The sequence below is a fragment of the Salmonella sp. SJTUF15570 genome (assembly GCF_043357055.1).
Taxonomy (GTDB): domain Bacteria; phylum Pseudomonadota; class Gammaproteobacteria; order Enterobacterales; family Enterobacteriaceae; genus Salmonella; species Salmonella enterica.
Window position 1 is genome coordinate 1 of sequence record NZ_JBEUKJ010000022.1, and the last position, 20914, is coordinate 20914.

The 20914-nt window shown below is 50.5% G+C and carries 37 protein-coding genes and 1 pseudogene; 34 read left to right on the top strand and 4 right to left on the bottom strand.

Annotated elements, in window-relative coordinates:
* The 3 genes from tuf to bfr form a co-directional block, all read left to right on the top strand.
* Positions 1-1050, top strand: a 1050-nt coding sequence (tuf, locus tag ABVN44_RS23875) for an elongation factor Tu (protein ID WP_025712197.1), incomplete at its 5' end; no start/stop codon positions are given.
* 184 nt (positions 1051-1234) lie between these two features.
* On the top strand, positions 1235-1429 hold the full coding sequence (gene bfd, locus ABVN44_RS23880; RefSeq protein ID WP_000289082.1) for a bacterioferritin-associated ferredoxin: 195 nt from the start codon (positions 1235-1237) through the stop codon (positions 1427-1429).
* Between the two features lie 72 nt (positions 1430-1501).
* The gene (gene bfr / locus ABVN44_RS23885) at positions 1502-1978 is read left to right on the top strand and encodes a bacterioferritin (RefSeq protein ID WP_000675530.1); all 477 of its coding nucleotides are present in this window, start codon (positions 1502-1504) and stop codon (positions 1976-1978) included.
* Here bfr and hopD read toward each other — a convergent pair.
* Complete coding sequence (gene hopD, locus ABVN44_RS23890) at positions 1975-2442, bottom strand: A24 family peptidase (RefSeq protein WP_023232599.1); 468 nt, start codon at positions 2440-2442, stop codon at positions 1975-1977. The two genes, bfr and hopD, sit on opposite strands and share 4 nt — an antisense overlap.
* A 379-nt stretch (positions 2443-2821) precedes the next feature.
* Between hopD and rpsJ the strand changes: the two genes are divergently transcribed.
* From rpsJ to ABVN44_RS24045, 31 genes and pseudogenes are all read left to right on the top strand, one after another.
* Positions 2822-3133 carry a 30S ribosomal protein S10 gene (rpsJ, locus tag ABVN44_RS23895; RefSeq protein WP_001181005.1) on the top strand — a complete coding sequence of 104 codons (312 nt, stop codon included), beginning with the start codon at positions 2822-2824 and terminating at the stop codon, positions 3131-3133.
* A gap of 32 nt (positions 3134-3165) precedes the next feature.
* Positions 3166-3795 (top strand): 50S ribosomal protein L3, encoded by a 630-nt coding sequence (gene rplC / locus ABVN44_RS23900; RefSeq protein WP_000579838.1) that lies wholly within the window; start codon positions 3166-3168, stop codon positions 3793-3795.
* 10 nt (positions 3796-3805) lie between these two features.
* Positions 3806-4411 (top strand): 50S ribosomal protein L4, encoded by a 606-nt coding sequence (rplD, locus tag ABVN44_RS23905; RefSeq protein WP_000424395.1) that lies wholly within the window; start codon positions 3806-3808, stop codon positions 4409-4411.
* Positions 4408-4710, top strand: coding sequence for a 50S ribosomal protein L23 (rplW, locus tag ABVN44_RS23910; RefSeq protein WP_000617546.1), 303 nt, complete (start codon positions 4408-4410; stop codon positions 4708-4710). The genes rplD and rplW overlap by 4 nt, the downstream gene beginning before the upstream one ends.
* Positions 4711-4727: 17 nt before the next feature.
* The gene (rplB, locus tag ABVN44_RS23915; RefSeq protein ID WP_000301869.1) at positions 4728-5549 is read left to right on the top strand and encodes a 50S ribosomal protein L2; all 822 of its coding nucleotides are present in this window, start codon (positions 4728-4730) and stop codon (positions 5547-5549) included.
* A gap of 16 nt (positions 5550-5565) precedes the next feature.
* Entirely contained in the window at positions 5566-5844 is a 279-nt protein-coding gene (rpsS, locus tag ABVN44_RS23920; protein WP_001138115.1) for a 30S ribosomal protein S19, read from the top strand.
* A gap of 14 nt (positions 5845-5858) precedes the next feature.
* A complete protein-coding gene (rplV, locus tag ABVN44_RS23925; protein WP_000447529.1) occupies positions 5859-6191 on the top strand; it encodes a 50S ribosomal protein L22 in 333 nt (110 codons plus the stop codon).
* A 17-nt stretch (positions 6192-6208) separates the two neighbouring features.
* The gene (rpsC, locus tag ABVN44_RS23930) at positions 6209-6910 is read left to right on the top strand and encodes a 30S ribosomal protein S3 (RefSeq protein ID WP_000529945.1); all 702 of its coding nucleotides are present in this window, start codon (positions 6209-6211) and stop codon (positions 6908-6910) included.
* A 12-nt stretch (positions 6911-6922) separates the two neighbouring features.
* A complete protein-coding gene (gene rplP, locus ABVN44_RS23935) occupies positions 6923-7333 on the top strand; it encodes a 50S ribosomal protein L16 (RefSeq protein ID WP_000941208.1) in 411 nt (136 codons plus the stop codon).
* Positions 7333-7524, top strand: coding sequence for a 50S ribosomal protein L29 (rpmC, locus tag ABVN44_RS23940; RefSeq protein WP_000644742.1), 192 nt, complete (start codon positions 7333-7335; stop codon positions 7522-7524). The genes rplP and rpmC overlap by 1 nt, the downstream gene beginning before the upstream one ends.
* The gene (rpsQ, locus tag ABVN44_RS23945) at positions 7524-7778 is read left to right on the top strand and encodes a 30S ribosomal protein S17 (RefSeq protein WP_000130101.1); all 255 of its coding nucleotides are present in this window, start codon (positions 7524-7526) and stop codon (positions 7776-7778) included. The genes rpmC and rpsQ overlap by 1 nt, the downstream gene beginning before the upstream one ends.
* Before the next feature lie 163 nt (positions 7779-7941).
* On the top strand, positions 7942-8313 hold the full coding sequence (gene rplN, locus ABVN44_RS23950) for a 50S ribosomal protein L14 (protein ID WP_000613954.1): 372 nt from the start codon (positions 7942-7944) through the stop codon (positions 8311-8313).
* Between the two features lie 10 nt (positions 8314-8323).
* Entirely contained in the window at positions 8324-8638 is a 315-nt protein-coding gene (gene rplX / locus ABVN44_RS23955) for a 50S ribosomal protein L24 (RefSeq protein ID WP_000729185.1), read from the top strand.
* A gap of 14 nt (positions 8639-8652) precedes the next feature.
* On the top strand, positions 8653-9192 hold the full coding sequence (rplE, locus tag ABVN44_RS23960; protein ID WP_001096206.1) for a 50S ribosomal protein L5: 540 nt from the start codon (positions 8653-8655) through the stop codon (positions 9190-9192).
* Between the two features lie 14 nt (positions 9193-9206).
* Positions 9207-9512 (top strand): 30S ribosomal protein S14, encoded by a 306-nt coding sequence (rpsN, locus tag ABVN44_RS23965; protein WP_001118932.1) that lies wholly within the window; start codon positions 9207-9209, stop codon positions 9510-9512.
* 33 nt (positions 9513-9545) lie between these two features.
* Positions 9546-9938: a 30S ribosomal protein S8 gene (gene rpsH, locus ABVN44_RS23970; protein WP_000062611.1), complete on the top strand. Its 393-nt coding sequence runs from the start codon at positions 9546-9548 to the stop codon at positions 9936-9938.
* A 12-nt stretch (positions 9939-9950) separates the two neighbouring features.
* A complete protein-coding gene (gene rplF / locus ABVN44_RS23975) occupies positions 9951-10484 on the top strand; it encodes a 50S ribosomal protein L6 (protein WP_000091939.1) in 534 nt (177 codons plus the stop codon).
* A 9-nt stretch (positions 10485-10493) separates the two neighbouring features.
* Positions 10494-10847 carry a 50S ribosomal protein L18 gene (gene rplR, locus ABVN44_RS23980; protein WP_000358956.1) on the top strand — a complete coding sequence of 118 codons (354 nt, stop codon included), beginning with the start codon at positions 10494-10496 and terminating at the stop codon, positions 10845-10847.
* A 14-nt stretch (positions 10848-10861) separates the two neighbouring features.
* A complete protein-coding gene (gene rpsE, locus ABVN44_RS23985; protein WP_000940121.1) occupies positions 10862-11365 on the top strand; it encodes a 30S ribosomal protein S5 in 504 nt (167 codons plus the stop codon).
* 3 nt (positions 11366-11368) lie between these two features.
* Positions 11369-11548, top strand: coding sequence for a 50S ribosomal protein L30 (rpmD, locus tag ABVN44_RS23990; RefSeq protein WP_001140434.1), 180 nt, complete (start codon positions 11369-11371; stop codon positions 11546-11548).
* A 3-nt stretch (positions 11549-11551) separates the two neighbouring features.
* Positions 11552-11986, top strand: coding sequence for a 50S ribosomal protein L15 (rplO, locus tag ABVN44_RS23995; RefSeq protein WP_001238917.1), 435 nt, complete (start codon positions 11552-11554; stop codon positions 11984-11986).
* A gap of 7 nt (positions 11987-11993) precedes the next feature.
* Positions 11994-13325 carry a preprotein translocase subunit SecY gene (gene secY / locus ABVN44_RS24000; RefSeq protein ID WP_001118864.1) on the top strand — a complete coding sequence of 444 codons (1332 nt, stop codon included), beginning with the start codon at positions 11994-11996 and terminating at the stop codon, positions 13323-13325.
* A 31-nt stretch (positions 13326-13356) separates the two neighbouring features.
* Entirely contained in the window at positions 13357-13473 is a 117-nt protein-coding gene (gene rpmJ / locus ABVN44_RS24005; RefSeq protein ID WP_000868187.1) for a 50S ribosomal protein L36, read from the top strand.
* A gap of 146 nt (positions 13474-13619) precedes the next feature.
* Positions 13620-13976: a 30S ribosomal protein S13 gene (gene rpsM, locus ABVN44_RS24010; RefSeq protein WP_000090780.1), complete on the top strand. Its 357-nt coding sequence runs from the start codon at positions 13620-13622 to the stop codon at positions 13974-13976.
* 16 nt (positions 13977-13992) lie between these two features.
* Positions 13993-14382: a 30S ribosomal protein S11 gene (gene rpsK, locus ABVN44_RS24015; RefSeq protein WP_001029758.1), complete on the top strand. Its 390-nt coding sequence runs from the start codon at positions 13993-13995 to the stop codon at positions 14380-14382.
* A gap of 33 nt (positions 14383-14415) precedes the next feature.
* A complete protein-coding gene (rpsD, locus tag ABVN44_RS24020; protein ID WP_000135226.1) occupies positions 14416-15036 on the top strand; it encodes a 30S ribosomal protein S4 in 621 nt (206 codons plus the stop codon).
* A 25-nt stretch (positions 15037-15061) separates the two neighbouring features.
* Positions 15062-16051: a DNA-directed RNA polymerase subunit alpha gene (locus ABVN44_RS24025; protein ID WP_001162094.1), complete on the top strand. Its 990-nt coding sequence runs from the start codon at positions 15062-15064 to the stop codon at positions 16049-16051.
* A gap of 40 nt (positions 16052-16091) precedes the next feature.
* On the top strand, positions 16092-16475 hold the full coding sequence (rplQ, locus tag ABVN44_RS24030) for a 50S ribosomal protein L17 (protein WP_001216370.1): 384 nt from the start codon (positions 16092-16094) through the stop codon (positions 16473-16475).
* 107 nt (positions 16476-16582) lie between these two features.
* Entirely contained in the window at positions 16583-16951 is a 369-nt protein-coding gene (locus ABVN44_RS24035) for a DUF1992 domain-containing protein (RefSeq protein ID WP_023232598.1), read from the top strand.
* 10 nt (positions 16952-16961) lie between these two features.
* Positions 16962-17387 carry a Zn(2+)-responsive transcriptional regulator gene (zntR, locus tag ABVN44_RS24040; protein ID WP_000285585.1) on the top strand — a complete coding sequence of 142 codons (426 nt, stop codon included), beginning with the start codon at positions 16962-16964 and terminating at the stop codon, positions 17385-17387.
* 57 nt (positions 17388-17444) lie between these two features.
* A pseudogene (locus ABVN44_RS24045) lies at positions 17445-17648 on the top strand (alternative ribosome-rescue factor A); the annotation flags it as partial.
* Position 17649: 1 nt separating this feature from the next.
* On the opposite strand, the gene mscL reads toward ABVN44_RS24045, so the two are convergent.
* From mscL to rsmB, 3 genes are all read right to left on the bottom strand, one after another.
* Positions 17650-18063 carry a large-conductance mechanosensitive channel protein MscL gene (mscL, locus tag ABVN44_RS24050; protein WP_000008119.1) on the bottom strand — a complete coding sequence of 138 codons (414 nt, stop codon included), beginning with the start codon at positions 18061-18063 and terminating at the stop codon, positions 17650-17652.
* A gap of 142 nt (positions 18064-18205) precedes the next feature.
* Positions 18206-19582 (bottom strand): Trk system potassium transporter TrkA, encoded by a 1377-nt coding sequence (gene trkA / locus ABVN44_RS24055; RefSeq protein ID WP_000691374.1) that lies wholly within the window; start codon positions 19580-19582, stop codon positions 18206-18208.
* A 21-nt stretch (positions 19583-19603) separates the two neighbouring features.
* The gene (gene rsmB, locus ABVN44_RS24060; RefSeq protein ID WP_023232597.1) at positions 19604-20893 is read right to left on the bottom strand and encodes a 16S rRNA (cytosine(967)-C(5))-methyltransferase RsmB; all 1290 of its coding nucleotides are present in this window, start codon (positions 20891-20893) and stop codon (positions 19604-19606) included.
* Positions 20894-20914: the final 21 nt, after the last annotated feature.

Sequence of the window (20914 nt, forward strand, 5' to 3'; positions counted from 1 at the left end):
GCATTCGACCAGATCGATAACGCGCCGGAAGAAAAAGCGCGTGGTATCACCATCAACACTTCTCACGTTGAATACGATACCCCGACCCGCCACTACGCACACGTAGACTGCCCGGGGCACGCCGACTATGTTAAAAACATGATCACCGGTGCTGCTCAGATGGACGGCGCGATCCTGGTTGTTGCTGCGACTGACGGCCCGATGCCGCAGACCCGTGAGCACATCCTGCTGGGTCGTCAGGTAGGCGTTCCGTACATCATCGTGTTCCTGAACAAATGCGACATGGTTGATGACGAAGAGCTGCTGGAACTGGTTGAAATGGAAGTTCGTGAACTTCTGTCTCAGTACGACTTCCCGGGCGACGACACTCCGATCGTTCGTGGTTCTGCTCTGAAAGCGCTGGAAGGCGACGCAGAGTGGGAAGCGAAAATCATCGAACTGGCTGGCTTCCTGGATTCTTACATTCCGGAACCAGAGCGTGCGATTGACAAGCCGTTCCTGCTGCCGATCGAAGACGTATTCTCCATCTCCGGTCGTGGTACCGTTGTTACCGGTCGTGTAGAACGCGGTATCATCAAAGTGGGCGAAGAAGTTGAAATCGTTGGTATCAAAGAGACTCAGAAGTCTACCTGTACTGGCGTTGAAATGTTCCGCAAACTGCTGGACGAAGGCCGTGCCGGTGAGAACGTAGGTGTTCTGCTGCGTGGTATCAAACGTGAAGAAATCGAACGTGGTCAGGTACTGGCTAAGCCGGGCACCATCAAGCCGCACACCAAGTTCGAATCTGAAGTGTACATTCTGTCCAAAGATGAAGGCGGCCGTCATACTCCGTTCTTCAAAGGCTACCGTCCGCAGTTCTACTTCCGTACTACTGACGTGACTGGTACCATCGAACTGCCGGAAGGCGTAGAGATGGTAATGCCGGGCGACAACATCAAAATGGTTGTTACCCTGATCCACCCGATCGCAATGGACGACGGTCTGCGTTTCGCAATCCGTGAAGGCGGCCGTACCGTTGGCGCGGGCGTTGTTGCTAAAGTTCTGGGCTAATTACTCGTTAATTAGTTTTGAATTGAAGAGGGCGCTTCGGCGCCCTTTTTGTTGCCTGCTATTTAGCCGCTGTTATATTTATTCACCCTTTTTAACGCTTCTCCCGTGGCGTAAATCGCTTTGTGCTATTGTAATCATAACCATTCTCATTTACACTTTGTGCGGAAATTGAACGGGAGCAATCATGTACGTTTGTTTGTGTAATGGTATAAGCGATAAAAAAATCCGCCAGGCTGTACGACAATTTCATCCACAGTCATTTCAACAGTTGCGTAAATTTATTCCTGTGGGAAATCAATGTGGTAAGTGTATTCGCGCCGCGCGAGAAGTGATGCAGGATGAGTTAACGCAAATGCCGGAATTTAAAGAGATCGCCTGAGTCACACTCTTTTTTTTGACATCCCTGTAGCCCCATCTACGCTCTAGAGAGTGGAAGCGGAGGGACTATAAAATGAAAGGTGATGTTAAAATCATAAATTATCTCAATAAACTATTGGGAAATGAGCTTGTCGCAATTAATCAGTATTTTCTTCATGCCCGTATGTTCAAAAACTGGGGCCTGACCCGGCTTAATGATGTTGAGTACCATGAATCCATTGATGAGATGAAACACGCCGATAAGTATATTGAGCGTATTTTATTTCTGGAAGGCATACCGAACCTACAGGATCTGGGCAAGCTGGGCATCGGTGAAGATGTCGAAGAGATGCTACGATCGGATCTCCGACTCGAACTGGAAGGCGCAAAAGATCTACGTGAGGCAATAGCCTATGCCGATAGCGTTCATGATTATGTCAGCCGGGATATGATGATTGAAATTCTTGCCGACGAGGAAGGCCACATCGACTGGCTGGAAACTGAGCTGGATTTGATTGCCAAACTTGGTATGCAAAATTATCTGCAATCACAAATTAAGGTGACCGATTAACCGTCTGGAAAGAAAACTTTCCAACCTGTTATGAAACCCGCCACCGCCAGCCATGGCCCAAAAGGTAGCGGGTTTATTAATGCCGATTTACCTCTCACCAGTAGCGCGACGCCAAACCTACCACAGGCCAACATGGCGGCAAGGAAAACCAGTAACGGCAGTGTTTCCCAACAATGCCACGCCCCTAAGGCAGCAAGGTACTTGACGTCGCCATATCCAAGCCCCTCTTTCTGATAACGCAGGCGATAGCCCCAGTAAATTAACGCGAATCCGCCATAGCCGGCGATAGCACCCCAAAGCGCATCCGGTAAACGCTCCGGCAGGCAAATCTGGTGATAAAGCAGACCACCCCACAGTAATGGACAAGTAAACCGGTCAGGCAGCAGACCGGTACGCGCGTCGTATATGCCAAGTAATAAAGAGAACGACGTATAAAAAATGAGAAAGGGGAGGGCAACAAACATAAGCAAATCCTCGTCAAGGTTTGTGCTCACCTTTATAGATTTATGCGACAGCGACAACGACGTATTGCCAGGTTTGCCTGATGCCTTCCAAAGAAAAGATGCGCGTTGCCATCCCATGCGTACCATCTGGAATCATGCTCGCATAAGAATAAAGCGCTTAATTTCTATCCGACACTTGCGTCAGGCTGAGATTTACGTATAATGCGCGGGCTTGTCGTAATTGACGGCAGGTTCGATTTGAACCTCGAATAGCCGATTTGGCTATTTAACAATGCTCCCAATCGGGGAGCTACGTAAGAACGGTTACACTCTCCCATCAATCGTAATGGGTGTGAGGAGTAATCATTTTCGTTTATAAAATAATTGGAGCTCTGGTCTCATGCAGAACCAAAGAATCCGTATCCGCCTGAAAGCGTTTGATCATCGTCTGATCGATCAATCAACCGCGGAAATCGTCGAGACTGCCAAGCGCACTGGTGCGCAGGTTCGCGGTCCGATCCCGCTGCCGACCCGCAAAGAGCGCTTTACCGTTCTGATCTCTCCGCACGTTAACAAAGATGCGCGCGATCAGTACGAAATTCGCACTCACAAGCGTCTGGTTGACATCGTTGAGCCAACCGAGAAAACCGTTGATGCTCTGATGCGTCTGGACCTGGCTGCCGGTGTAGACGTGCAGATCAGCCTGGGTTAATCAGGTCATCGAGCGATTGAGAGGTTGATACAATGATTGGTTTAGTCGGTAAAAAAGTGGGTATGACCCGCATCTTCACTGAAGATGGCGTCTCTATCCCAGTAACCGTAATCGAAGTTGAAGCAAACCGTGTTACTCAGGTTAAAGACCTGGCTAACGATGGCTACCGCGCTGTTCAGGTTACTACGGGTGCTAAAAAAGCTAACCGTGTCACCAAGCCGGAAGCGGGTCACTTTGCTAAAGCTGGCGTAGAAGCTGGCCGTGGTCTGTGGGAATTCCGTCTGGCTGAAGGCGAAGAATACACCGTAGGTCAGAGCATCAGCGTTGAACTGTTTGCTGACGTTAAAAAAGTTGACGTAACCGGTACCTCTAAAGGTAAAGGTTTCGCTGGTACCGTTAAGCGCTGGAACTTCCGTACCCAGGACGCTACTCACGGTAACTCCTTGTCTCACCGCGTTCCGGGTTCTATCGGTCAGAACCAGACTCCGGGCAAAGTGTTCAAAGGCAAGAAAATGGCAGGTCAGATGGGTAATGAGCGCGTAACCGTTCAGAGCCTTGACGTAGTACGCGTTGACGCTGAGCGCAACCTGCTGCTGGTTAAGGGTGGTGTTCCGGGTGCAACCGGTTGCGACCTGATCGTTAAACCAGCTGTGAAGGCGTAAGGGGATAGCAATGGAATTAGTATTGAAAGACGCGCAGAGCGCGCTGACTGTTTCCGAAACTACCTTCGGTCGTGATTTCAACGAAGCGCTGGTTCACCAGGTTGTTGTTGCTTATGCAGCTGGTGCTCGTCAGGGTACTCGTGCTCAGAAGACTCGTGCTGAAGTAACTGGTTCCGGTAAAAAACCGTGGCGCCAGAAAGGCACTGGCCGTGCGCGTTCAGGTTCTATCAAGAGCCCGATCTGGCGTTCCGGTGGCGTGACCTTCGCTGCTCGTCCGCAGGACCACAGTCAAAAAGTTAACAAGAAGATGTACCGCGGCGCGCTGAAAAGCATCCTGTCCGAACTGGTACGTCAGGATCGTCTGATCGTTGTCGAAAAGTTCTCTGTAGAAGCGCCGAAAACTAAGCTGCTGGCACAGAAACTGAAAGACATGGCTCTGGAAGATGTGCTGATCATCACCGGTGAGCTGGACGAGAACCTGTTCCTGGCCGCACGTAACCTGCACAAGGTTGACGTACGCGATGCGACTGGTATCGACCCGGTTAGCCTGATCGCCTTCGACAAAGTCGTAATGACTGCTGATGCTGTTAAGCAAGTTGAGGAGATGCTGGCATGATTCGTGAAGAACGTCTGCTGAAGGTGCTGCGCGCACCGCACGTTTCTGAAAAAGCGTCTACTGCGATGGAAAAAACTAACACCATCGTTCTCAAAGTTGCTAAAGACGCGACCAAAGCAGAAATCAAAGCTGCTGTGCAGAAACTGTTTGAAGTCGAAGTCGAAGTCGTTAACACCCTGGTCGTTAAAGGGAAAGTTAAACGTCACGGACAGCGTATCGGTCGTCGTAGCGACTGGAAAAAAGCTTACGTCACCCTGAAAGAAGGCCAGAATCTGGACTTCGTCGGCGGCGCTGAGTAAGTCGGAGGAGTAATACAATGGCAGTTGTTAAATGTAAACCGACATCTCCGGGTCGTCGCCACGTCGTTAAAGTGGTCAACCCAGAGCTGCACAAGGGCAAACCTTTTGCTCCGCTGGTTGAAAAAAACAGCAAATCCGGTGGTCGTAACAACAATGGCCGTATCACCACTCGTCATATCGGTGGTGGTCACAAACAGGCTTATCGTATTGTTGACTTCAAACGCAACAAAGACGGTATCCCGGCAGTTGTTGAACGTCTTGAGTACGATCCGAACCGTTCCGCGAACATCGCGCTGGTTCTGTACAAAGACGGCGAACGCCGTTACATCCTGGCCCCGAAAGGCCTGAAAGCTGGCGACCAGATTCAGTCTGGCGTTGATGCTGCAATCAAAGCAGGCAACACCCTGCCGATGCGCAATATCCCGGTTGGTTCTACCGTTCATAACGTAGAAATGAAACCAGGTAAAGGCGGTCAGCTGGCGCGTTCCGCTGGTACTTACGTTCAGATCGTTGCTCGCGATGGCGCTTATGTCACCCTGCGTCTGCGTTCTGGTGAAATGCGTAAAGTCGAAGCAGACTGCCGTGCAACCCTGGGCGAAGTTGGCAATGCTGAGCATATGCTGCGCGTTCTGGGTAAAGCAGGTGCTGCACGCTGGCGTGGCGTTCGTCCTACCGTTCGCGGTACTGCGATGAACCCAGTAGACCACCCACATGGTGGTGGTGAAGGTCGTAACTTTGGTAAGCACCCGGTAACTCCGTGGGGCGTTCAGACCAAAGGTAAGAAGACCCGCAGCAACAAGCGTACTGATAAATTCATCGTACGTCGCCGTAGCAAATAATTTTAGAGGATAAGCCATGCCACGTTCTCTCAAGAAAGGTCCTTTTATTGACCTGCACTTGCTGAAGAAGGTAGAGAAAGCGGTGGAAAGCGGAGACAAGAAGCCCCTGCGCACCTGGTCCCGTCGTTCAACGATCTTTCCTAACATGATCGGTTTGACCATCGCTGTCCATAATGGTCGTCAGCACGTTCCGGTATTTGTTTCCGACGAAATGGTCGGTCACAAACTGGGTGAATTCGCACCGACTCGTACTTATCGCGGCCACGCTGCTGATAAAAAAGCGAAGAAGAAATAAGGTAGGAGGAAGAGATGGAAACTATCGCTAAACATCGCCATGCTCGTTCTTCTGCTCAGAAGGTTCGCCTTGTTGCTGACCTGATTCGCGGTAAGAAAGTGTCGCAGGCTCTGGATATTCTGACCTACACCAACAAGAAAGCGGCTGTACTGGTCAAGAAAGTTCTGGAATCTGCCATTGCTAACGCTGAACACAACGATGGCGCTGACATTGACGATCTGAAAGTTACGAAAATTTTCGTAGACGAAGGCCCGAGCATGAAGCGCATTATGCCGCGTGCAAAAGGTCGTGCAGATCGCATCCTGAAGCGCACCAGCCACATCACTGTGGTTGTGTCCGATCGCTGAGACTCTGGAGACTAGCAATGGGTCAGAAAGTACATCCTAATGGTATTCGCCTGGGTATTGTAAAACCATGGAACTCTACCTGGTTTGCGAACACCAAAGAATTCGCTGACAACCTGGACAGCGATTTTAAAGTACGTCAGTACCTGACGAAGGAACTGGCTAAAGCGTCTGTATCTCGTATCGTTATCGAGCGTCCGGCTAAGAGCATCCGTGTGACTATTCACACCGCTCGCCCGGGTATCGTTATCGGTAAAAAAGGTGAAGACGTAGAAAAACTGCGTAAGGTCGTAGCGGATATCGCTGGCGTTCCTGCACAGATCAACATCGCCGAAGTTCGTAAACCTGAACTGGACGCTAAACTGGTTGCTGACAGCATCACTTCTCAGCTGGAACGTCGCGTTATGTTCCGTCGTGCGATGAAGCGTGCTGTACAGAACGCCATGCGTCTGGGCGCTAAAGGTATCAAAGTTGAAGTTAGCGGCCGTCTGGGCGGCGCGGAAATCGCACGTACCGAATGGTACCGCGAAGGTCGCGTACCGCTGCACACTCTGCGTGCTGACATCGACTACAACACCTCTGAAGCGCACACCACTTATGGTGTAATCGGCGTTAAAGTGTGGATCTTCAAAGGCGAGATCCTGGGTGGTATGGCTGCTGTTGAACAACCGGAAAAACCGGCTGCTCAACCGAAAAAGCAGCAGCGTAAAGGCCGTAAATAAGGAGCGTCGCTGATGTTACAACCAAAGCGTACAAAATTCCGTAAAATGCACAAAGGCCGCAACCGTGGTCTGGCTGCAGGCGCGGATGTTAGCTTCGGCAGCTTCGGCCTGAAAGCTGTTGGCCGTGGTCGTCTGACTGCCCGTCAGATCGAAGCAGCACGTCGTGCTATGACCCGTGCAGTTAAGCGTCAAGGTAAGATCTGGATCCGTGTATTCCCGGACAAACCGATCACTGAAAAGCCGCTGGCAGTGCGTATGGGTAAAGGTAAAGGTAACGTGGAGTATTGGGTTGCCTTGATTCAGCCGGGTAAAGTCCTGTATGAAATGGACGGCGTACCGGAAGAGCTGGCCCGTGAAGCATTCAAGCTGGCAGCAGCGAAACTGCCGATTAAAACCACCTTTGTAACTAAGACGGTGATGTAATGAAAGCAAAAGAGCTGCGTGAGAAGAGCGTTGAAGAGCTGAACACCGAGCTACTGAACCTGCTGCGTGAGCAGTTCAACCTGCGTATGCAGGCTGCAAGTGGCCAGCTGCAACAGTCTCACCTGTTGAAGCAAGTGCGTCGTGATGTCGCACGCGTTAAGACTTTACTGACTGAGAAGGCGGGTGCGTAATGACCGATAAAATCCGTACTCTGCAAGGTCGCGTGGTTAGCGACAAAATGGAGAAATCCATTGTTGTTGCTATCGAACGTTTTGTGAAACACCCGATCTACGGTAAATTCATCAAGCGTACGACCAAAATGCACGTACATGACGAGAACAACGAATGCGGTATCGGCGACGTGGTTGAAATCCGCGAATGCCGTCCGCTGTCCAAGACCAAATCCTGGACTCTGGTTCGCGTTGTAGAGAAAGCGGTTCTGTAATACAGTACGCATTCTCAACGAATAAACGGCTCAGCGATGGGCCGTTTATTTTTTCTACCCATATCTGATTTGCGGTGTTATAATGCCGCGCCCTCGATATGGGGTTTTTTTAACGACCTGATTTTCGGGTCTCAGTAGTAGTTGACATTAGCGGAGCACTAAAATGATCCAAGAACAGACTATGCTGAACGTCGCCGACAACTCCGGTGCACGTCGCGTAATGTGTATCAAGGTTCTGGGTGGCTCGCACCGTCGCTACGCAGGCGTAGGCGACATCATTAAGATCACCATCAAAGAAGCGATTCCGCGTGGTAAGGTCAAAAAAGGTGATGTGCTGAAGGCGGTAGTGGTGCGCACCAAGAAGGGTGTTCGTCGCCCGGACGGTTCTGTCATTCGCTTCGATGGTAATGCATGCGTTATTTTAAACAATAACAGCGAGCAGCCTATCGGTACGCGTATTTTTGGGCCGGTAACTCGTGAACTTCGTAACGAGAAGTTCATGAAAATTATCTCTCTGGCACCAGAAGTACTCTAAGGAGCGAATCATGGCAGCGAAAATCCGTCGTGATGACGAAGTTATCGTGTTAACCGGTAAAGATAAAGGTAAACGCGGTAAAGTTAAGAATGTCCTGTCTTCCGGCAAGGTCATTGTTGAAGGTATCAACCTGGTTAAGAAACACCAGAAGCCGGTTCCGGCTCTGAACCAACCGGGCGGCATCGTTGAAAAAGAAGCTGCAATTCAGGTTTCTAACGTTGCAATCTTCAATGCGGCAACCGGCAAGGCTGACCGTGTAGGCTTTAGATTCGAAGACGGCAAAAAAGTCCGTTTCTTCAAGTCTAACAGCGAAACTATCAAGTAATTTGGAGTAGTACGATGGCGAAACTGCATGATTACTACAAAGACGAAGTAGTTAACAAACTCATGACTGAGTTTAACTACAATTCTGTCATGCAAGTCCCTCGGGTCGAGAAGATCACCCTGAACATGGGTGTTGGTGAAGCGATCGCTGACAAGAAACTGCTGGATAACGCAGCAGCAGACCTGACAGCAATCTCCGGTCAAAAACCGTTGATCACCAAAGCACGCAAATCTGTTGCAGGCTTCAAAATCCGTCAGGGCTATCCGATCGGCTGTAAAGTAACTCTGCGTGGCGAACGCATGTGGGAGTTCTTTGAGCGCCTGATCACTATTGCTGTTCCTCGTATCCGTGACTTCCGTGGCTTGTCCGCTAAGTCATTCGACGGTCGTGGTAACTACAGCATGGGTGTCCGTGAGCAGATCATCTTCCCAGAAATCGACTACGATAAAGTCGACCGCGTTCGTGGTTTGGATATTACCATTACCACTACTGCGAAATCTGACGAAGAAGGCCGTGCTCTGCTGGCTGCCTTTGACTTCCCGTTCCGCAAGTAAGGTAGGGTTACTAAATGGCTAAGCAATCAATGAAAGCACGCGAAGTAAAACGCGTAGCTTTAGCTGATAAATACTTCGCGAAACGCGCTGAACTGAAAGCGATCATCTCTGATGTGAACGCAACCGACGAAGATCGTTGGAATGCGGTTCTTAAGCTGCAGACTCTGCCGCGTGATTCCAGCCCGTCACGTCAGCGTAACCGCTGCCGTCAAACTGGTCGTCCGCACGCTTTCCTGCGGAAGTTCGGGTTGAGCCGTATTAAGGTCCGTGAAGCCGCTATGCGCGGTGAAATTCCGGGTCTGAAAAAGGCTAGCTGGTAATTGTCACCAATTGAATCACGGGAGTAAAGACAGATGAGCATGCAAGATCCGATCGCGGATATGCTGACCCGTATCCGTAACGGTCAGGCCGCGAACAAAGCTGCGGTCACCATGCCTTCCTCCAAGCTGAAAGTGGCAATTGCCAACGTGCTGAAGGAAGAAGGTTTTATTGAAGATTTTAAAGTTGAAGGCGACACCAAGCCGGAACTGGAACTGACTCTTAAGTATTTCCAGGGTAAAGCTGTTGTAGAAAGCATTCAGCGTGTCAGCCGCCCAGGTCTGCGCATCTACAAACGTAAAGATGAGCTGCCGAAAGTTATGGCCGGTCTGGGTATCGCAGTTGTTTCTACCTCTAAAGGTGTTATGACTGATCGTGCAGCGCGCCAGGCTGGTCTTGGTGGCGAAATTATCTGCTACGTAGCCTAATCGGAGGAAAAAATGTCTCGTGTTGCTAAAGCACCGGTCGTTGTTCCTGCCGGCGTTGATGTCAAAATCAACGGTCAGGTTATTACGATCAAAGGTAAAAACGGCGAGCTGACTCGTACTCTCAACGATGCTGTTGAAGTTAAACATGCAGATAATGCACTGACCTTCGGTCCGCGTGATGGTTACGCAGACGGTTGGGCACAGGCTGGTACCGCGCGTGCCCTGCTGAACTCAATGGTTATCGGTGTTACCGAAGGCTTCACTAAGAAGCTGCAGCTGGTTGGTGTAGGTTATCGTGCAGCGGTTAAAGGGAATGTAGTAAACCTGTCTTTAGGTTTCTCTCACCCGGTTGACCATCAGCTGCCGGCAGGTATTACTGCTGAATGTCCGACTCAAACTGAAATCGTGCTGAAAGGCGCTGATAAGCAGGTGATCGGCCAGGTTGCAGCAGATCTGCGCGCCTACCGTCGTCCTGAGCCTTACAAAGGCAAGGGTGTTCGTTACGCCGACGAAGTCGTGCGTACCAAAGAGGCTAAGAAGAAGTAAGGTAACACTATGGATAAGAAATCTGCTCGTATCCGTCGTGCGACCCGCGCACGCCGCAAGCTCAAAGAGCTGGGCGCAACTCGCCTGGTGGTACATCGTACCCCGCGTCATATTTACGCACAGGTAATTGCACCGAACGGTTCTGAAGTTCTGGTAGCTGCTTCTACTGTAGAAAAAGCTATCGCTGAACAACTGAAGTACACCGGTAACAAAGACGCGGCTGCAGCTGTGGGTAAAGCTGTCGCTGAACGCGCTCTGGAAAAAGGCATCAAAGATGTGTCCTTTGACCGTTCCGGGTTCCAATATCATGGTCGTGTCCAGGCACTGGCAGATGCTGCCCGTGAAGCTGGCCTTCAGTTCTAAGGTAGAGGTGTAAGATGGCTCACATCGAAAAACAAGCTGGCGAACTGCAGGAAAAGCTGATCGCGGTAAACCGCGTATCTAAAACCGTTAAAGGTGGTCGTATTTTCTCCTTCACAGCTCTGACTGTAGTAGGCGATGGTAACGGTCGCGTAGGTTTTGGTTACGGTAAAGCGCGTGAAGTTCCAGCAGCGATCCAGAAAGCGATGGAAAAAGCCCGTCGCAATATGATTAACGTCGCGCTGAACAACGGCACCCTGCAGCACCCGGTTAAAGGTGTTCACACGGGGTCTCGTGTATTCATGCAGCCAGCTTCCGAAGGTACCGGTATCATCGCCGGTGGTGCAATGCGCGCCGTTCTGGAAGTTGCTGGGGTTCATAACGTTCTGGCTAAAGCATACGGTTCCACCAACCCGATCAACGTGGTTCGTGCAACTATTGATGGCCTGGAAAATATGAATTCTCCAGAAATGGTCGCTGCCAAGCGTGGTAAATCCGTTGAAGAAATTCTGGGGAAATAAACCATGGCAAAGACTATTAAAATTACTCAAACCCGCAGTGCAATCGGTCGTCTGCCGAAACACAAGGCAACGCTGCTTGGCCTGGGTCTGCGTCGTATTGGCCACACCGTAGAGCGCGAGGATACTCCTGCTGTTCGTGGTATGGTCAACGCGGTTTCCTTCATGGTTAAAGTTGAGGAGTAAGAGATGCGTTTAAATACTCTGTCTCCGGCCGAAGGCTCCAAAAAGGCGGGTAAACGCCTGGGTCGTGGTATCGGTTCTGGCCTCGGTAAAACCGGTGGTCGTGGTCACAAAGGTCAGAAGTCTCGTTCTGGCGGTGGCGTACGTCGCGGTTTCGAGGGTGGTCAGATGCCTCTGTACCGTCGTCTGCCGAAATTCGGCTTCACTTCTCGCAAAGCAGCGATTACAGCCGAAGTTCGTCTGTCTGACCTGGCGAAAGTAGAAGGCGGCGTTGTAGACCTGAACACGCTGAAAGCGGCAAACATTATCGGTATCCAGATCGAGTTCGCGAAAGTGATCCTGGCTGGCGAAGTCACTACTCCGGTAACTGTTCGTGGCCTGCGTGTTACTAAAGGCGCTCGTGCTGCTATCGAAGCTGCTGGCGGTAAAATCGAGGAATAAGTAGCAGATGGCTAAACAACCGGGATTAGATTTTCAAAGTGCCAAAGGTGGCTTAGGTGAGCTGAAACGCAGACTGCTGTTTGTTATCGGCGCGCTGATTGTGTTCCGTATTGGCTCTTTTATTCCGATCCCTGGTATTGATGCCGCTGTACTTGCCAAACTGCTTGAGCAACAGCGAGGCACCATCATTGAAATGTTTAACATGTTCTCTGGTGGTGCTCTCAGCCGTGCTTCTATCTTTGCCCTGGGGATCATGCCGTATATTTCGGCGTCGATCATTATCCAGCTGTTGACGGTGGTTCATCCAACGCTGGCAGAAATTAAGAAAGAAGGGGAGTCTGGTCGTCGTAAGATCAGCCAGTACACCCGTTACGGTACTCTGGTGCTGGCGATATTCCAGTCGATCGGTATTGCTACCGGTTTGCCGAATATGCCTGGTATGCAGGGCCTGGTGATGAATCCAGGCTTTGCATTCTATTTCACCGCTGTTGTAAGTCTGGTTACAGGAACCATGTTCCTGATGTGGCTCGGCGAACAGATTACTGAGCGCGGTATCGGTAACGGTATCTCAATCATCATCTTCGCTGGTATCGTTGCGGGACTCCCGCCAGCCATTGCCCATACTATCGAGCAAGCGCGTCAAGGCGACCTGCACTTCCTCGTGTTGCTGTTGGTTGCAGTATTAGTATTTGCAGTGACGTTCTTTGTAGTATTCGTTGAACGTGGTCAACGCCGTATTGTGGTAAACTACGCCAAACGTCAGCAAGGTCGTCGTGTCTATGCTGCACAGAGCACACATTTACCGCTGAAAGTGAATATGGCGGGGGTAATCCCGGCAATCTTCGCTTCCAGTATTATTCTGTTCCCGGCGACCATCGCGTCATGGTTCGGGGGCGGTACTGGTTGGAACTGGCTGACAACAATTTCGCTGTATTTGCAGCCTGGGCAACCGCTTTATGTGTTACTCTATGCGTCTGCAATCATCTTCTTCTGTTTCTTCTACACGGCGTTGGTTTTCAACCCGCGTGAAACAGCAGATAACCTGAAGAAGTCCGGTGCATTTGTACCAGGAATTCGTCCGGGAGAGCAAACGGCGAAGTATATCGATAAAGTAATGACCCGCCTGACCCTGGTTGGTGCGCTGTATATTACCTTTATCTGCCTGATCCCGGAGTTCATGCGTGATGCAATGAAAGTGCCGTTCTACTTCGGTGGGACCTCACTGCTTATCGTTGTTGTCGTGATTATGGACTTTATGGCTCAAGTGCAAACTCTGATGATGTCCAGTCAGTATGAGTCTGCATTGAAGAAGGCGAACCTGAAAGGCTACGGCCGTTAATTGGTCGCCTGAGAAGTTACGGAGAGTAAAAATGAAAGTTCGTGCTTCCGTCAAGAAATTATGCCGTAACTGCAAAATCGTTAAGCGTGATGGTGTCATCCGTGTGATTTGCAGTGCCGAGCCGAAGCATAAACAGCGCCAAGGCTGATTTTTTCGCATATTTTTCTTGCAAAGTTGGGTTGAGCTGGCTAGATTAGCCAGCCAATCTTTTGTATGTCTGTACGTTTCCATTTGAGTATCCTGAAAACGGGCTTTTCAGCATGGTACGTACATATTAAATAGTAGGAGTGCATAGTGGCCCGTATAGCAGGCATTAACATTCCTGATCAGAAACACGCCGTGATCGCGTTAACTTCGATCTACGGTGTCGGCAAGACCCGTTCTAAAGCCATCCTGGCTGCAGCGGGTATCGCTGAAAATGTTAAGATCAGTGAGCTGTCTGAAGAACAAATCGACACGCTGCGTGACGAAGTTGCCAAATTTGTCGTTGAAGGTGATCTGCGCCGTGAAATCAGCATGAGCATCAAGCGCCTGATGGATCTTGGTTGCTATCGCGGTTTGCGTCATCGTCGTGGTCTCCCGGTTCGCGGTCAGCGTACCAAGACCAACGCTCGTACCCGTAAGGGTCCGCGCAAACCGATCAAGAAATAATCGGGGTGATTGAATAATGGCAAAGGCACCAGTTCGCGCACGTAAACGTGTAAGAAAACAAGTCTCTGACGGCGTGGCTCATATCCATGCTTCTTTCAACAACACCATCGTGACTATTACCGATCGTCAGGGTAATGCGCTGGGTTGGGCAACAGCCGGTGGTTCCGGTTTCCGTGGTTCTCGCAAATCCACTCCGTTTGCAGCTCAGGTTGCAGCAGAGCGTTGCGCTGACGCCGTGAAAGAATACGGTATCAAGAATCTGGAAGTTATGGTTAAAGGTCCGGGTCCAGGCCGCGAATCTACTATTCGTGCTCTGAACGCCGCTGGTTTCCGCATCACTAATATTACTGATGTGACTCCGATCCCTCATAACGGTTGTCGTCCGCCGAAAAAACGTCGCGTATAACGCTTCGTTTTCCAGGTTAGTTGGAGAAAGAAAATGGCAAGATATTTGGGTCCTAAGCTCAAGCTGAGCCGTCGTGAGGGCACCGACTTATTCCTTAAGTCTGGCGTTCGCGCGATCGATACCAAGTGTAAAATTGAACAAGCTCCTGGCCAGCACGGTGCGCGTAAGCCGCGTCTGTCTGACTATGGTGTGCAGTTGCGTGAAAAGCAAAAAGTTCGCCGCATTTACGGTGTGCTGGAGCGTCAGTTCCGTAACTACTACAAAGAAGCAGCACGTCTGAAAGGCAACACCGGTGAAAACCTGTTGGCTCTGCTGGAAGGTCGTCTGGACAACGTTGTATACCGTATGGGCTTCGGCGCCACTCGTGCAGAAGCACGTCAGTTGGTTAGCCATAAAGCAATTATGGTAAACGGTCGTGTTGTTAACATCGCTTCTTATCAGGTTAGTCCGAATGACGTTGTTAGCATTCGTGAGAAAGCGAAGAAGCAGTCTCGCGTGAAAGCCGCTCTGGAGCTGGCTGAGCAGCGTGAAAAGCCAACCTGGCTGGAAGTTGATGCTGGCAAGATGGAAGGTACGTACAAGCGTAAGCCTGAGCGTTCTGATCTGTCTGCGGACATTAACGAACACCTGATCGTCGAGCTTTACTCCAAGTAAAGCTTAGTACCAAAGAGAGGACACAATGCAGGGTTCTGTGACAGAGTTTCTAAAACCGCGCCTGGTAGATATCGAGCAAGTGAGTTCGACGCACGCCAAGGTGACCCTTGAGCCTTTAGAGCGTGGCTTCGGCCATACTCTGGGTAACGCACTGCGCCGTATTCTGCTCTCATCGATGCCGGGTTGCGCGGTGACCGAGGTTGAGATTGATGGTGTACTACATGAGTACAGCACCAAAGAAGGCGTTCAGGAAGACATCCTGGAAATCCTGCTCAACCTGAAAGGGCTGGCGGTGAGAGTTCAGGGTAAAGATGAAGTTATTCTTACCTTGAATAAATCTGGCATTGGCCCTGTGACTGCAGCCGATATCACCCATGATGGGGATGTCGAAATCGTCAAGCCGCAGCACGTGATCTGCCACCTGACCGATGAAAACGCGTCTATTAGTATGCGTATCAAAGTTCAGCGCGGTCGTGGTTATGTGCCGGCTTCTACCCGAATTCATTCGGAAGAAGATGAGCGCCCAATCGGCCGTCTGCTGGTCGACGCCTGCTACAGCCCTGTAGAGCGTATTGCCTACAATGTTGAAGCAGCGCGTGTAGAACAGCGTACCGACCTGGACAAGCTGGTCATCGAAATGGAAACCAACGGCACAATCGATCCTGAAGAGGCGATTCGTCGTGCGGCAACCATCCTGGCTGAACAACTGGAAGCTTTCGTTGATTTACGTGATGTACGTCAACCGGAAGTGAAAGAAGAGAAACCAGAATTCGATCCGATCCTGCTGCGCCCTGTTGACGATCTGGAATTGACTGTCCGCTCTGCTAACTGCCTCAAGGCAGAAGCTATCCACTATATCGGTGATCTGGTACAGCGTACCGAGGTTGAGCTTCTTAAGACGCCTAACCTGGGTAAAAAATCTCTTACCGAGATTAAAGACGTGCTGGCTTCCCGTGGACTGTCTCTGGGTATGCGCCTGGAAAACTGGCCACCGGCAAGCATCGCTGACGAGTAACCGGATCACAGGTTAAGGTTTTACTGAGAAGGATAAGGTCATGCGCCATCGTAAGAGTGGTCGTCAACTGAACCGCAACAGCAGCCATCGCCAGGCTATGTTCCGCAACATGGCAGGTTCACTGGTTCGTCATGAAATCATCAAGACGACCCTGCCTAAAGCGAAAGAGCTGCGTCGCGTAGTTGAGCCGCTGATTACTCTTGCCAAGACTGATAGCGTTGCTAATCGTCGTCTGGCATTCGCCCGTACTCGTGATAACGAGATCGTGGCAAAACTGTTTAACGAGCTGGGCCCGCGTTTCGCGAGCCGCGCCGGTGGTTACACTCGCATTCTGAAGTGTGGCTTCCGTGCAGGCGACAACGCGCCGATGGCATACATCGAGCTGGTTGATCGTTCAGAGAAAACAGAAGCTGCTGCAGAGTAATCTGTAGTAACGTAAAAAAACCCGCTTCGGCGGGTTTTTTTATACCCTCCTGAACCGCACATATCTACAATAATTGTATTCTTTTCGTTCAATCCCTGGAGCGACACATGTGGTTACTTGACCAGTGGGCAGAGCGTCATATTATCGAGGCACAGCGTAAAGGCGAGTTTGATAATTTGCCTGGCCGCGGCGAGCCGCTTATTCTGGATGATGATTCTCATGTGCCGGCGGAACTTCGTGTGGGTTATCGCTTACTCAAGAATGCGGGCTGTCTTCCCCCTGAACTGGAGCAGCGCAGAGACGCTATTCAGTTACTTGATATCCTCAACAGTATCCGGGAAGATGACCCTCGATACCATCAGGTTAGTCGCCAGCTCTCCCTGCTTGAACTAAAACTTCGGCAGGCTGGGTTGAGTACCGACTTTTTACACGGTGAGTATGCAGAAAAACTGCTGCATAAAATCAACGATAATTAACGGAGCTTGTATGTATCGCATTGGTGAGCTGGCAAAGCTGGCAGACGTAACGCCTGATACCATTCGCTACTATGAAAAACAGCAGATGATGGATCATGAGGTACGTACTGAAGGCGGGTTTCGTCTATATACCGAAAACGATCTGCAGCGTCTCAAGTTTATTCGTTATGCGCGACAGTTGGGTTTCACGCTCGACTCGATCCGCGAGCTTTTATCGATCCGAATTGATCCTGAGCACCATACCTGTCAGGAATCAAAAAGTATTGTGCAAGAGCGATTGCAGGAGGTTGAAGCCAGGATTGCGGAACTGCAAACGATGCAGCGTTCGTTACAAAGGCTTAATGATGCTTGTTGCGGAACGGCCCACAGTAGCGTCTATTGTTCCATTCTGGAAGCCCTGGAGCAGGGGGCCAGTGGGGCGAAATCAGGATGTTGATTTATTGAACCGGCGGGGCTACACTCGCGCCGTTAATTTATACAATCGGGAGACATTATGAGTCGTTATCAACATAAGAAAGGGCAGATAAAGGACAATGCCATCGAGGCATTACTGCACGATCCCCTTTTCAGGCAACGCGTTGAAAAAAATAAGAAAGGCAAAGGAAGTTATCTGCGTAAAGGTAAACACGGTAATCGAGGGAACTGGGAGGCCAGTGGCAAGAAAGTAAGTGACTTTTTTACCACTGGCCTTCTGCTTATTAAGAACGGTTATTTTGTTCTTTCAGCAGATCGCGGATTTCGCCCAATAACACTTCCTCTTTAGAAGGCGCTGGCGGAGCTGCCGGCTCTTCTGCTTTTTTACGGTTGAGTCTGTTGATAAGCTTAATGGCAACAAAGATAGCAAAGGCCACAATCACAAAATCAAATACGTTCTGGATAAACACGCCGTAATGCATGACGACCGCCGGAATATCTCCCTGCGCTTCGCGTAACGTAAAAGCAAATTGTTTAAAGTCGATCCCGCCGATTAACAATCCCAACGGCGGCATAATGATATCGGCAACCAGTGAAGAAACAATCTTACCGAATGCCGCGCCAATAATGACACCCACTGCCAAATCCACAACATTCCCGCGCATCGCGAATTCGCGAAATTCTTTAATAAAACTCATTTTTATTCTCCCTATGCAGCTGACGTTATAAGTTTAACAAATGCTAAGGCATTTTCCATTTACGGCTTCTGTTTAGCGAAATAAATTAAACCTTGATAAATAAAGGGAATTAAAAAGGGCGCTGAATGAGCGCCCTTTTTAATTAGAGGAAGAAAGGACTTGGCTGGAACAGACGTTCGACGTCGGTAATAAACTTTTTATCGGTCAAAAACATAATGACGTGATCGCCTTGTTCAATGCGCAAATTGTCATTAGCAATCATGACATCATTACCGCGAACGACCGCGCCAATAATGGTGCCTGGTGGCAGTTTTATTTCGTCAATGACGCGGCCAACCACGCGGGAAGTGCTTTCATCGCCGTGCGCGACGGCTTCGATGGCTTCGGCAACCCCGCGACGTAGTGAGGAAACGCCGACGATATCCGCTTTACGCACATGGCTCAATAATGCAGAGATGGTGGCCTGCTGCGGAGAAATCGCAATATCTATAACGCTACCCTGCACAAGATCGACATAAGCGCGGCGTTGGATCAGCACCATCACTTTTTTGGCGCCCATCCGCTTGGCCAACATCGCGGACATGATATTGGCTTCATCATCGTTAGTGACCGCGATAAAGAGATCGACCTGATCAATATGCTCCTCCGCCAGCAATTCCTGATCGGAAGCGTCGCCAAAAAAGACGATCGTGTTTTGCAGTTTCTCAGCCAGTTCTGCGGCGCGTTGTTGATCGCGTTCGATCAATTTAACGCTATAGTCTTTTTCCAGACGCCTTGCCAGCCCGGCGCCGATATTGCCGCCGCCCACCAGCATGATGCGCTTGTAGGGTTTTTCCAGACGCTGTAATTCGCTCATTACTGCACGGATATGCTGTGAAGCCGCAATAAAGAAGACTTCATCCCCTGCTTCCACGATAGTCGAGCCCTGAGGACGGATTGGTCTGTCATGACGGAAAATTGCGGCAACGCGAGTATCGATATGCGGCATATGTTCTCGCATTGTCGAGAGCGCGTTACCTATTAGTGGACCGCCATAGTAGGCTTTTACTACTGCCAGACTGACTTTCCCTTCAGCAAAGTTTACAACCTGTAATGCTCCCGGATACTCGATCAGACGATAAATATTATCGATAACCAACTGCTCCGGCGCGATCAGATGATCAATCGGAACCGCTTCAGAATGAAAGAGTTTATCCGCATCGCGAACATAGTCCGGGGATCGAATGCGGGCGATACGGTTTGGAGTGTTGAAGAGTGAATAGGCTACCTGGCAGGCAACCATATTAGTTTCATCTGAACTGGTGACAGCGACCAGCATATCCGCATCGTCAGCGCCCGCTTCGCGCAACACGCGGGGATGCGAACCATGCCCCTGAACTACGCGTAGATCGAACTTATCTTGCAAACTGCGTAACCGTTCGCCGTTGGTATCAACCACCGTGATGTCGTTGTTTTCGCCGACCAGGTTTTCCGCCAGTGTTCCGCCAACTTGCCCTGCGCCCAGTATGATAATTTTCATCAGTCGTGGCCCGTTATCTCATCACTTCTTGATTAGCTTAGCGTAAAAGAACCCATCACCTTCTTCGCCGCCCGGCAGATTTTGCTGTCCTGGCTGATCAGGTGTTCCCGTTTCGCTGAGCGCGGCATCGGGAGTGCGTTGCAAAAAGGTTTTGATCTGATCGCGGTTTTCTTCCGGCAGTACGGAACAGGTGGCGTAAACCAGCGTCCCGCCAGGCTTCAGGCGCGGCCAGACGGCATCAAGAATTTCCGCCTGTAATTGCGCCAGTTCCGCGATATCGCGATCGCGACGCAGCCATTTGATATCTGGATGACGGCGAATGACGCCGGTTGCGGAGCAGGGCGCATCCAGCAGAATACGGTCAAACTGCTGCTCGCCGCACCATTGGGCGGGATAACGTCCATCCCCTTGTTTAACTGTCGCTTTCATCCCAAGACGCTTTAGGTTGTCGTAAACGCGGGAGAGTCGTTGTTCATCAATATCAACCGCCAACACGTCTGCTTCGGGGGCCACTTCGAGAATATGCGTGGTTTTACCGCCGGGCGCGGCGCACAAGTCTAAAATGTGCTCACCGTTCTGAGGAGCGAGAAAAACCGCACATCCCTGCGCAGAGGCATCCTGGACAGTTACCCAACCCTCAGCAAAACCGGGTAAAGCATGTACCGGAGCTGGCGTTTCCAGACGTACAGCGTCGGGATAATCGGGATGGGGATATCCCTTCATGCCTGCGTCTTCAAGTAAGCCAAGCCAACCGTCGCGGGTGTGGTGTGTACGATTTACACGTAGCCACATCGGTGGACGCTGGTTATTCGCTTCAATAATGTGTTGCCACTGTGTGGGGTAAGCATTTTGCAAACGCTTTACCAGCCAACCTGGATGTAAAAAGCGCGCATCGCTGGTCGCAAACTCATTAAGCAACGTTTCCTGCTGGCGCTGAAACTGGCGCAGGACGCCGTTAATTAACCCTTTCAACTGCGGACGTTTGATGGCGACCGCGCCTTCAACGGTTTCAGCCAGCGCCGCATGGGGAGGAACGCGGGTGTACAGCAACTGATAAAAGCCGACCATAATTAAGTAATGCACTGTACGCTGCTTGCCGGTCATTGGACGAGACATCAGCTTATTGATCAGCCATTCCAGCTGTGAAAGGGTGCGCAGGACGCCAAAGCACAGCTCCTGAAGTAGCGCTTTGTCTTTATCGGCGACTTTTTGTTGCAGCGGCGGGAGCACATTACTTAATGATTGTCCCTGTTCGACGACCTGTTCAACGGCCTGTGCTGCCAGACTACGTAAATTGTTTTGTTTTTTCATATGTATAAAATAAAAATGCCC

Coding starts and splice junctions, on each gene's coding strand:
- bfd (WP_000289082.1), top strand. CDS start 1,235: ATGTACGTTTGTTTGTGTAATGGTATAAGCGATAAAAAAATCCGCCAG.
- bfr (WP_000675530.1), top strand. CDS start 1,502: ATGAAAGGTGATGTTAAAATCATAAATTATCTCAATAAACTATTGGGA.
- hopD (WP_023232599.1), bottom strand. CDS start 2,442: ATGTTTGTTGCCCTCCCCTTTCTCATTTTTTATACGTCGTTCTCTTTA.
- rpsJ (WP_001181005.1), top strand. CDS start 2,822: ATGCAGAACCAAAGAATCCGTATCCGCCTGAAAGCGTTTGATCATCGT.
- rplC (WP_000579838.1), top strand. CDS start 3,166: ATGATTGGTTTAGTCGGTAAAAAAGTGGGTATGACCCGCATCTTCACT.
- rplD (WP_000424395.1), top strand. CDS start 3,806: ATGGAATTAGTATTGAAAGACGCGCAGAGCGCGCTGACTGTTTCCGAA.
- rplW (WP_000617546.1), top strand. CDS start 4,408: ATGATTCGTGAAGAACGTCTGCTGAAGGTGCTGCGCGCACCGCACGTT.
- rplB (WP_000301869.1), top strand. CDS start 4,728: ATGGCAGTTGTTAAATGTAAACCGACATCTCCGGGTCGTCGCCACGTC.
- rpsS (WP_001138115.1), top strand. CDS start 5,566: ATGCCACGTTCTCTCAAGAAAGGTCCTTTTATTGACCTGCACTTGCTG.
- rplV (WP_000447529.1), top strand. CDS start 5,859: ATGGAAACTATCGCTAAACATCGCCATGCTCGTTCTTCTGCTCAGAAG.
- rpsC (WP_000529945.1), top strand. CDS start 6,209: ATGGGTCAGAAAGTACATCCTAATGGTATTCGCCTGGGTATTGTAAAA.
- rplP (WP_000941208.1), top strand. CDS start 6,923: ATGTTACAACCAAAGCGTACAAAATTCCGTAAAATGCACAAAGGCCGC.
- rpmC (WP_000644742.1), top strand. CDS start 7,333: ATGAAAGCAAAAGAGCTGCGTGAGAAGAGCGTTGAAGAGCTGAACACC.
- rpsQ (WP_000130101.1), top strand. CDS start 7,524: ATGACCGATAAAATCCGTACTCTGCAAGGTCGCGTGGTTAGCGACAAA.
- rplN (WP_000613954.1), top strand. CDS start 7,942: ATGATCCAAGAACAGACTATGCTGAACGTCGCCGACAACTCCGGTGCA.
- rplX (WP_000729185.1), top strand. CDS start 8,324: ATGGCAGCGAAAATCCGTCGTGATGACGAAGTTATCGTGTTAACCGGT.
- rplE (WP_001096206.1), top strand. CDS start 8,653: ATGGCGAAACTGCATGATTACTACAAAGACGAAGTAGTTAACAAACTC.
- rpsN (WP_001118932.1), top strand. CDS start 9,207: ATGGCTAAGCAATCAATGAAAGCACGCGAAGTAAAACGCGTAGCTTTA.
- rpsH (WP_000062611.1), top strand. CDS start 9,546: ATGAGCATGCAAGATCCGATCGCGGATATGCTGACCCGTATCCGTAAC.
- rplF (WP_000091939.1), top strand. CDS start 9,951: ATGTCTCGTGTTGCTAAAGCACCGGTCGTTGTTCCTGCCGGCGTTGAT.
- rplR (WP_000358956.1), top strand. CDS start 10,494: ATGGATAAGAAATCTGCTCGTATCCGTCGTGCGACCCGCGCACGCCGC.
- rpsE (WP_000940121.1), top strand. CDS start 10,862: ATGGCTCACATCGAAAAACAAGCTGGCGAACTGCAGGAAAAGCTGATC.
- rpmD (WP_001140434.1), top strand. CDS start 11,369: ATGGCAAAGACTATTAAAATTACTCAAACCCGCAGTGCAATCGGTCGT.
- rplO (WP_001238917.1), top strand. CDS start 11,552: ATGCGTTTAAATACTCTGTCTCCGGCCGAAGGCTCCAAAAAGGCGGGT.
- secY (WP_001118864.1), top strand. CDS start 11,994: ATGGCTAAACAACCGGGATTAGATTTTCAAAGTGCCAAAGGTGGCTTA.
- rpmJ (WP_000868187.1), top strand. CDS start 13,357: ATGAAAGTTCGTGCTTCCGTCAAGAAATTATGCCGTAACTGCAAAATC.
- rpsK (WP_001029758.1), top strand. CDS start 13,993: ATGGCAAAGGCACCAGTTCGCGCACGTAAACGTGTAAGAAAACAAGTC.
- rpsD (WP_000135226.1), top strand. CDS start 14,416: ATGGCAAGATATTTGGGTCCTAAGCTCAAGCTGAGCCGTCGTGAGGGC.
- ABVN44_RS24025 (WP_001162094.1), top strand. CDS start 15,062: ATGCAGGGTTCTGTGACAGAGTTTCTAAAACCGCGCCTGGTAGATATC.
- rplQ (WP_001216370.1), top strand. CDS start 16,092: ATGCGCCATCGTAAGAGTGGTCGTCAACTGAACCGCAACAGCAGCCAT.
- ABVN44_RS24035 (WP_023232598.1), top strand. CDS start 16,583: ATGTGGTTACTTGACCAGTGGGCAGAGCGTCATATTATCGAGGCACAG.
- zntR (WP_000285585.1), top strand. CDS start 16,962: ATGTATCGCATTGGTGAGCTGGCAAAGCTGGCAGACGTAACGCCTGAT.
- mscL (WP_000008119.1), bottom strand. CDS start 18,063: ATGAGTTTTATTAAAGAATTTCGCGAATTCGCGATGCGCGGGAATGTT.
- trkA (WP_000691374.1), bottom strand. CDS start 19,582: ATGAAAATTATCATACTGGGCGCAGGGCAAGTTGGCGGAACACTGGCG.
- rsmB (WP_023232597.1), bottom strand. CDS start 20,893: ATGAAAAAACAAAACAATTTACGTAGTCTGGCAGCACAGGCCGTTGAA.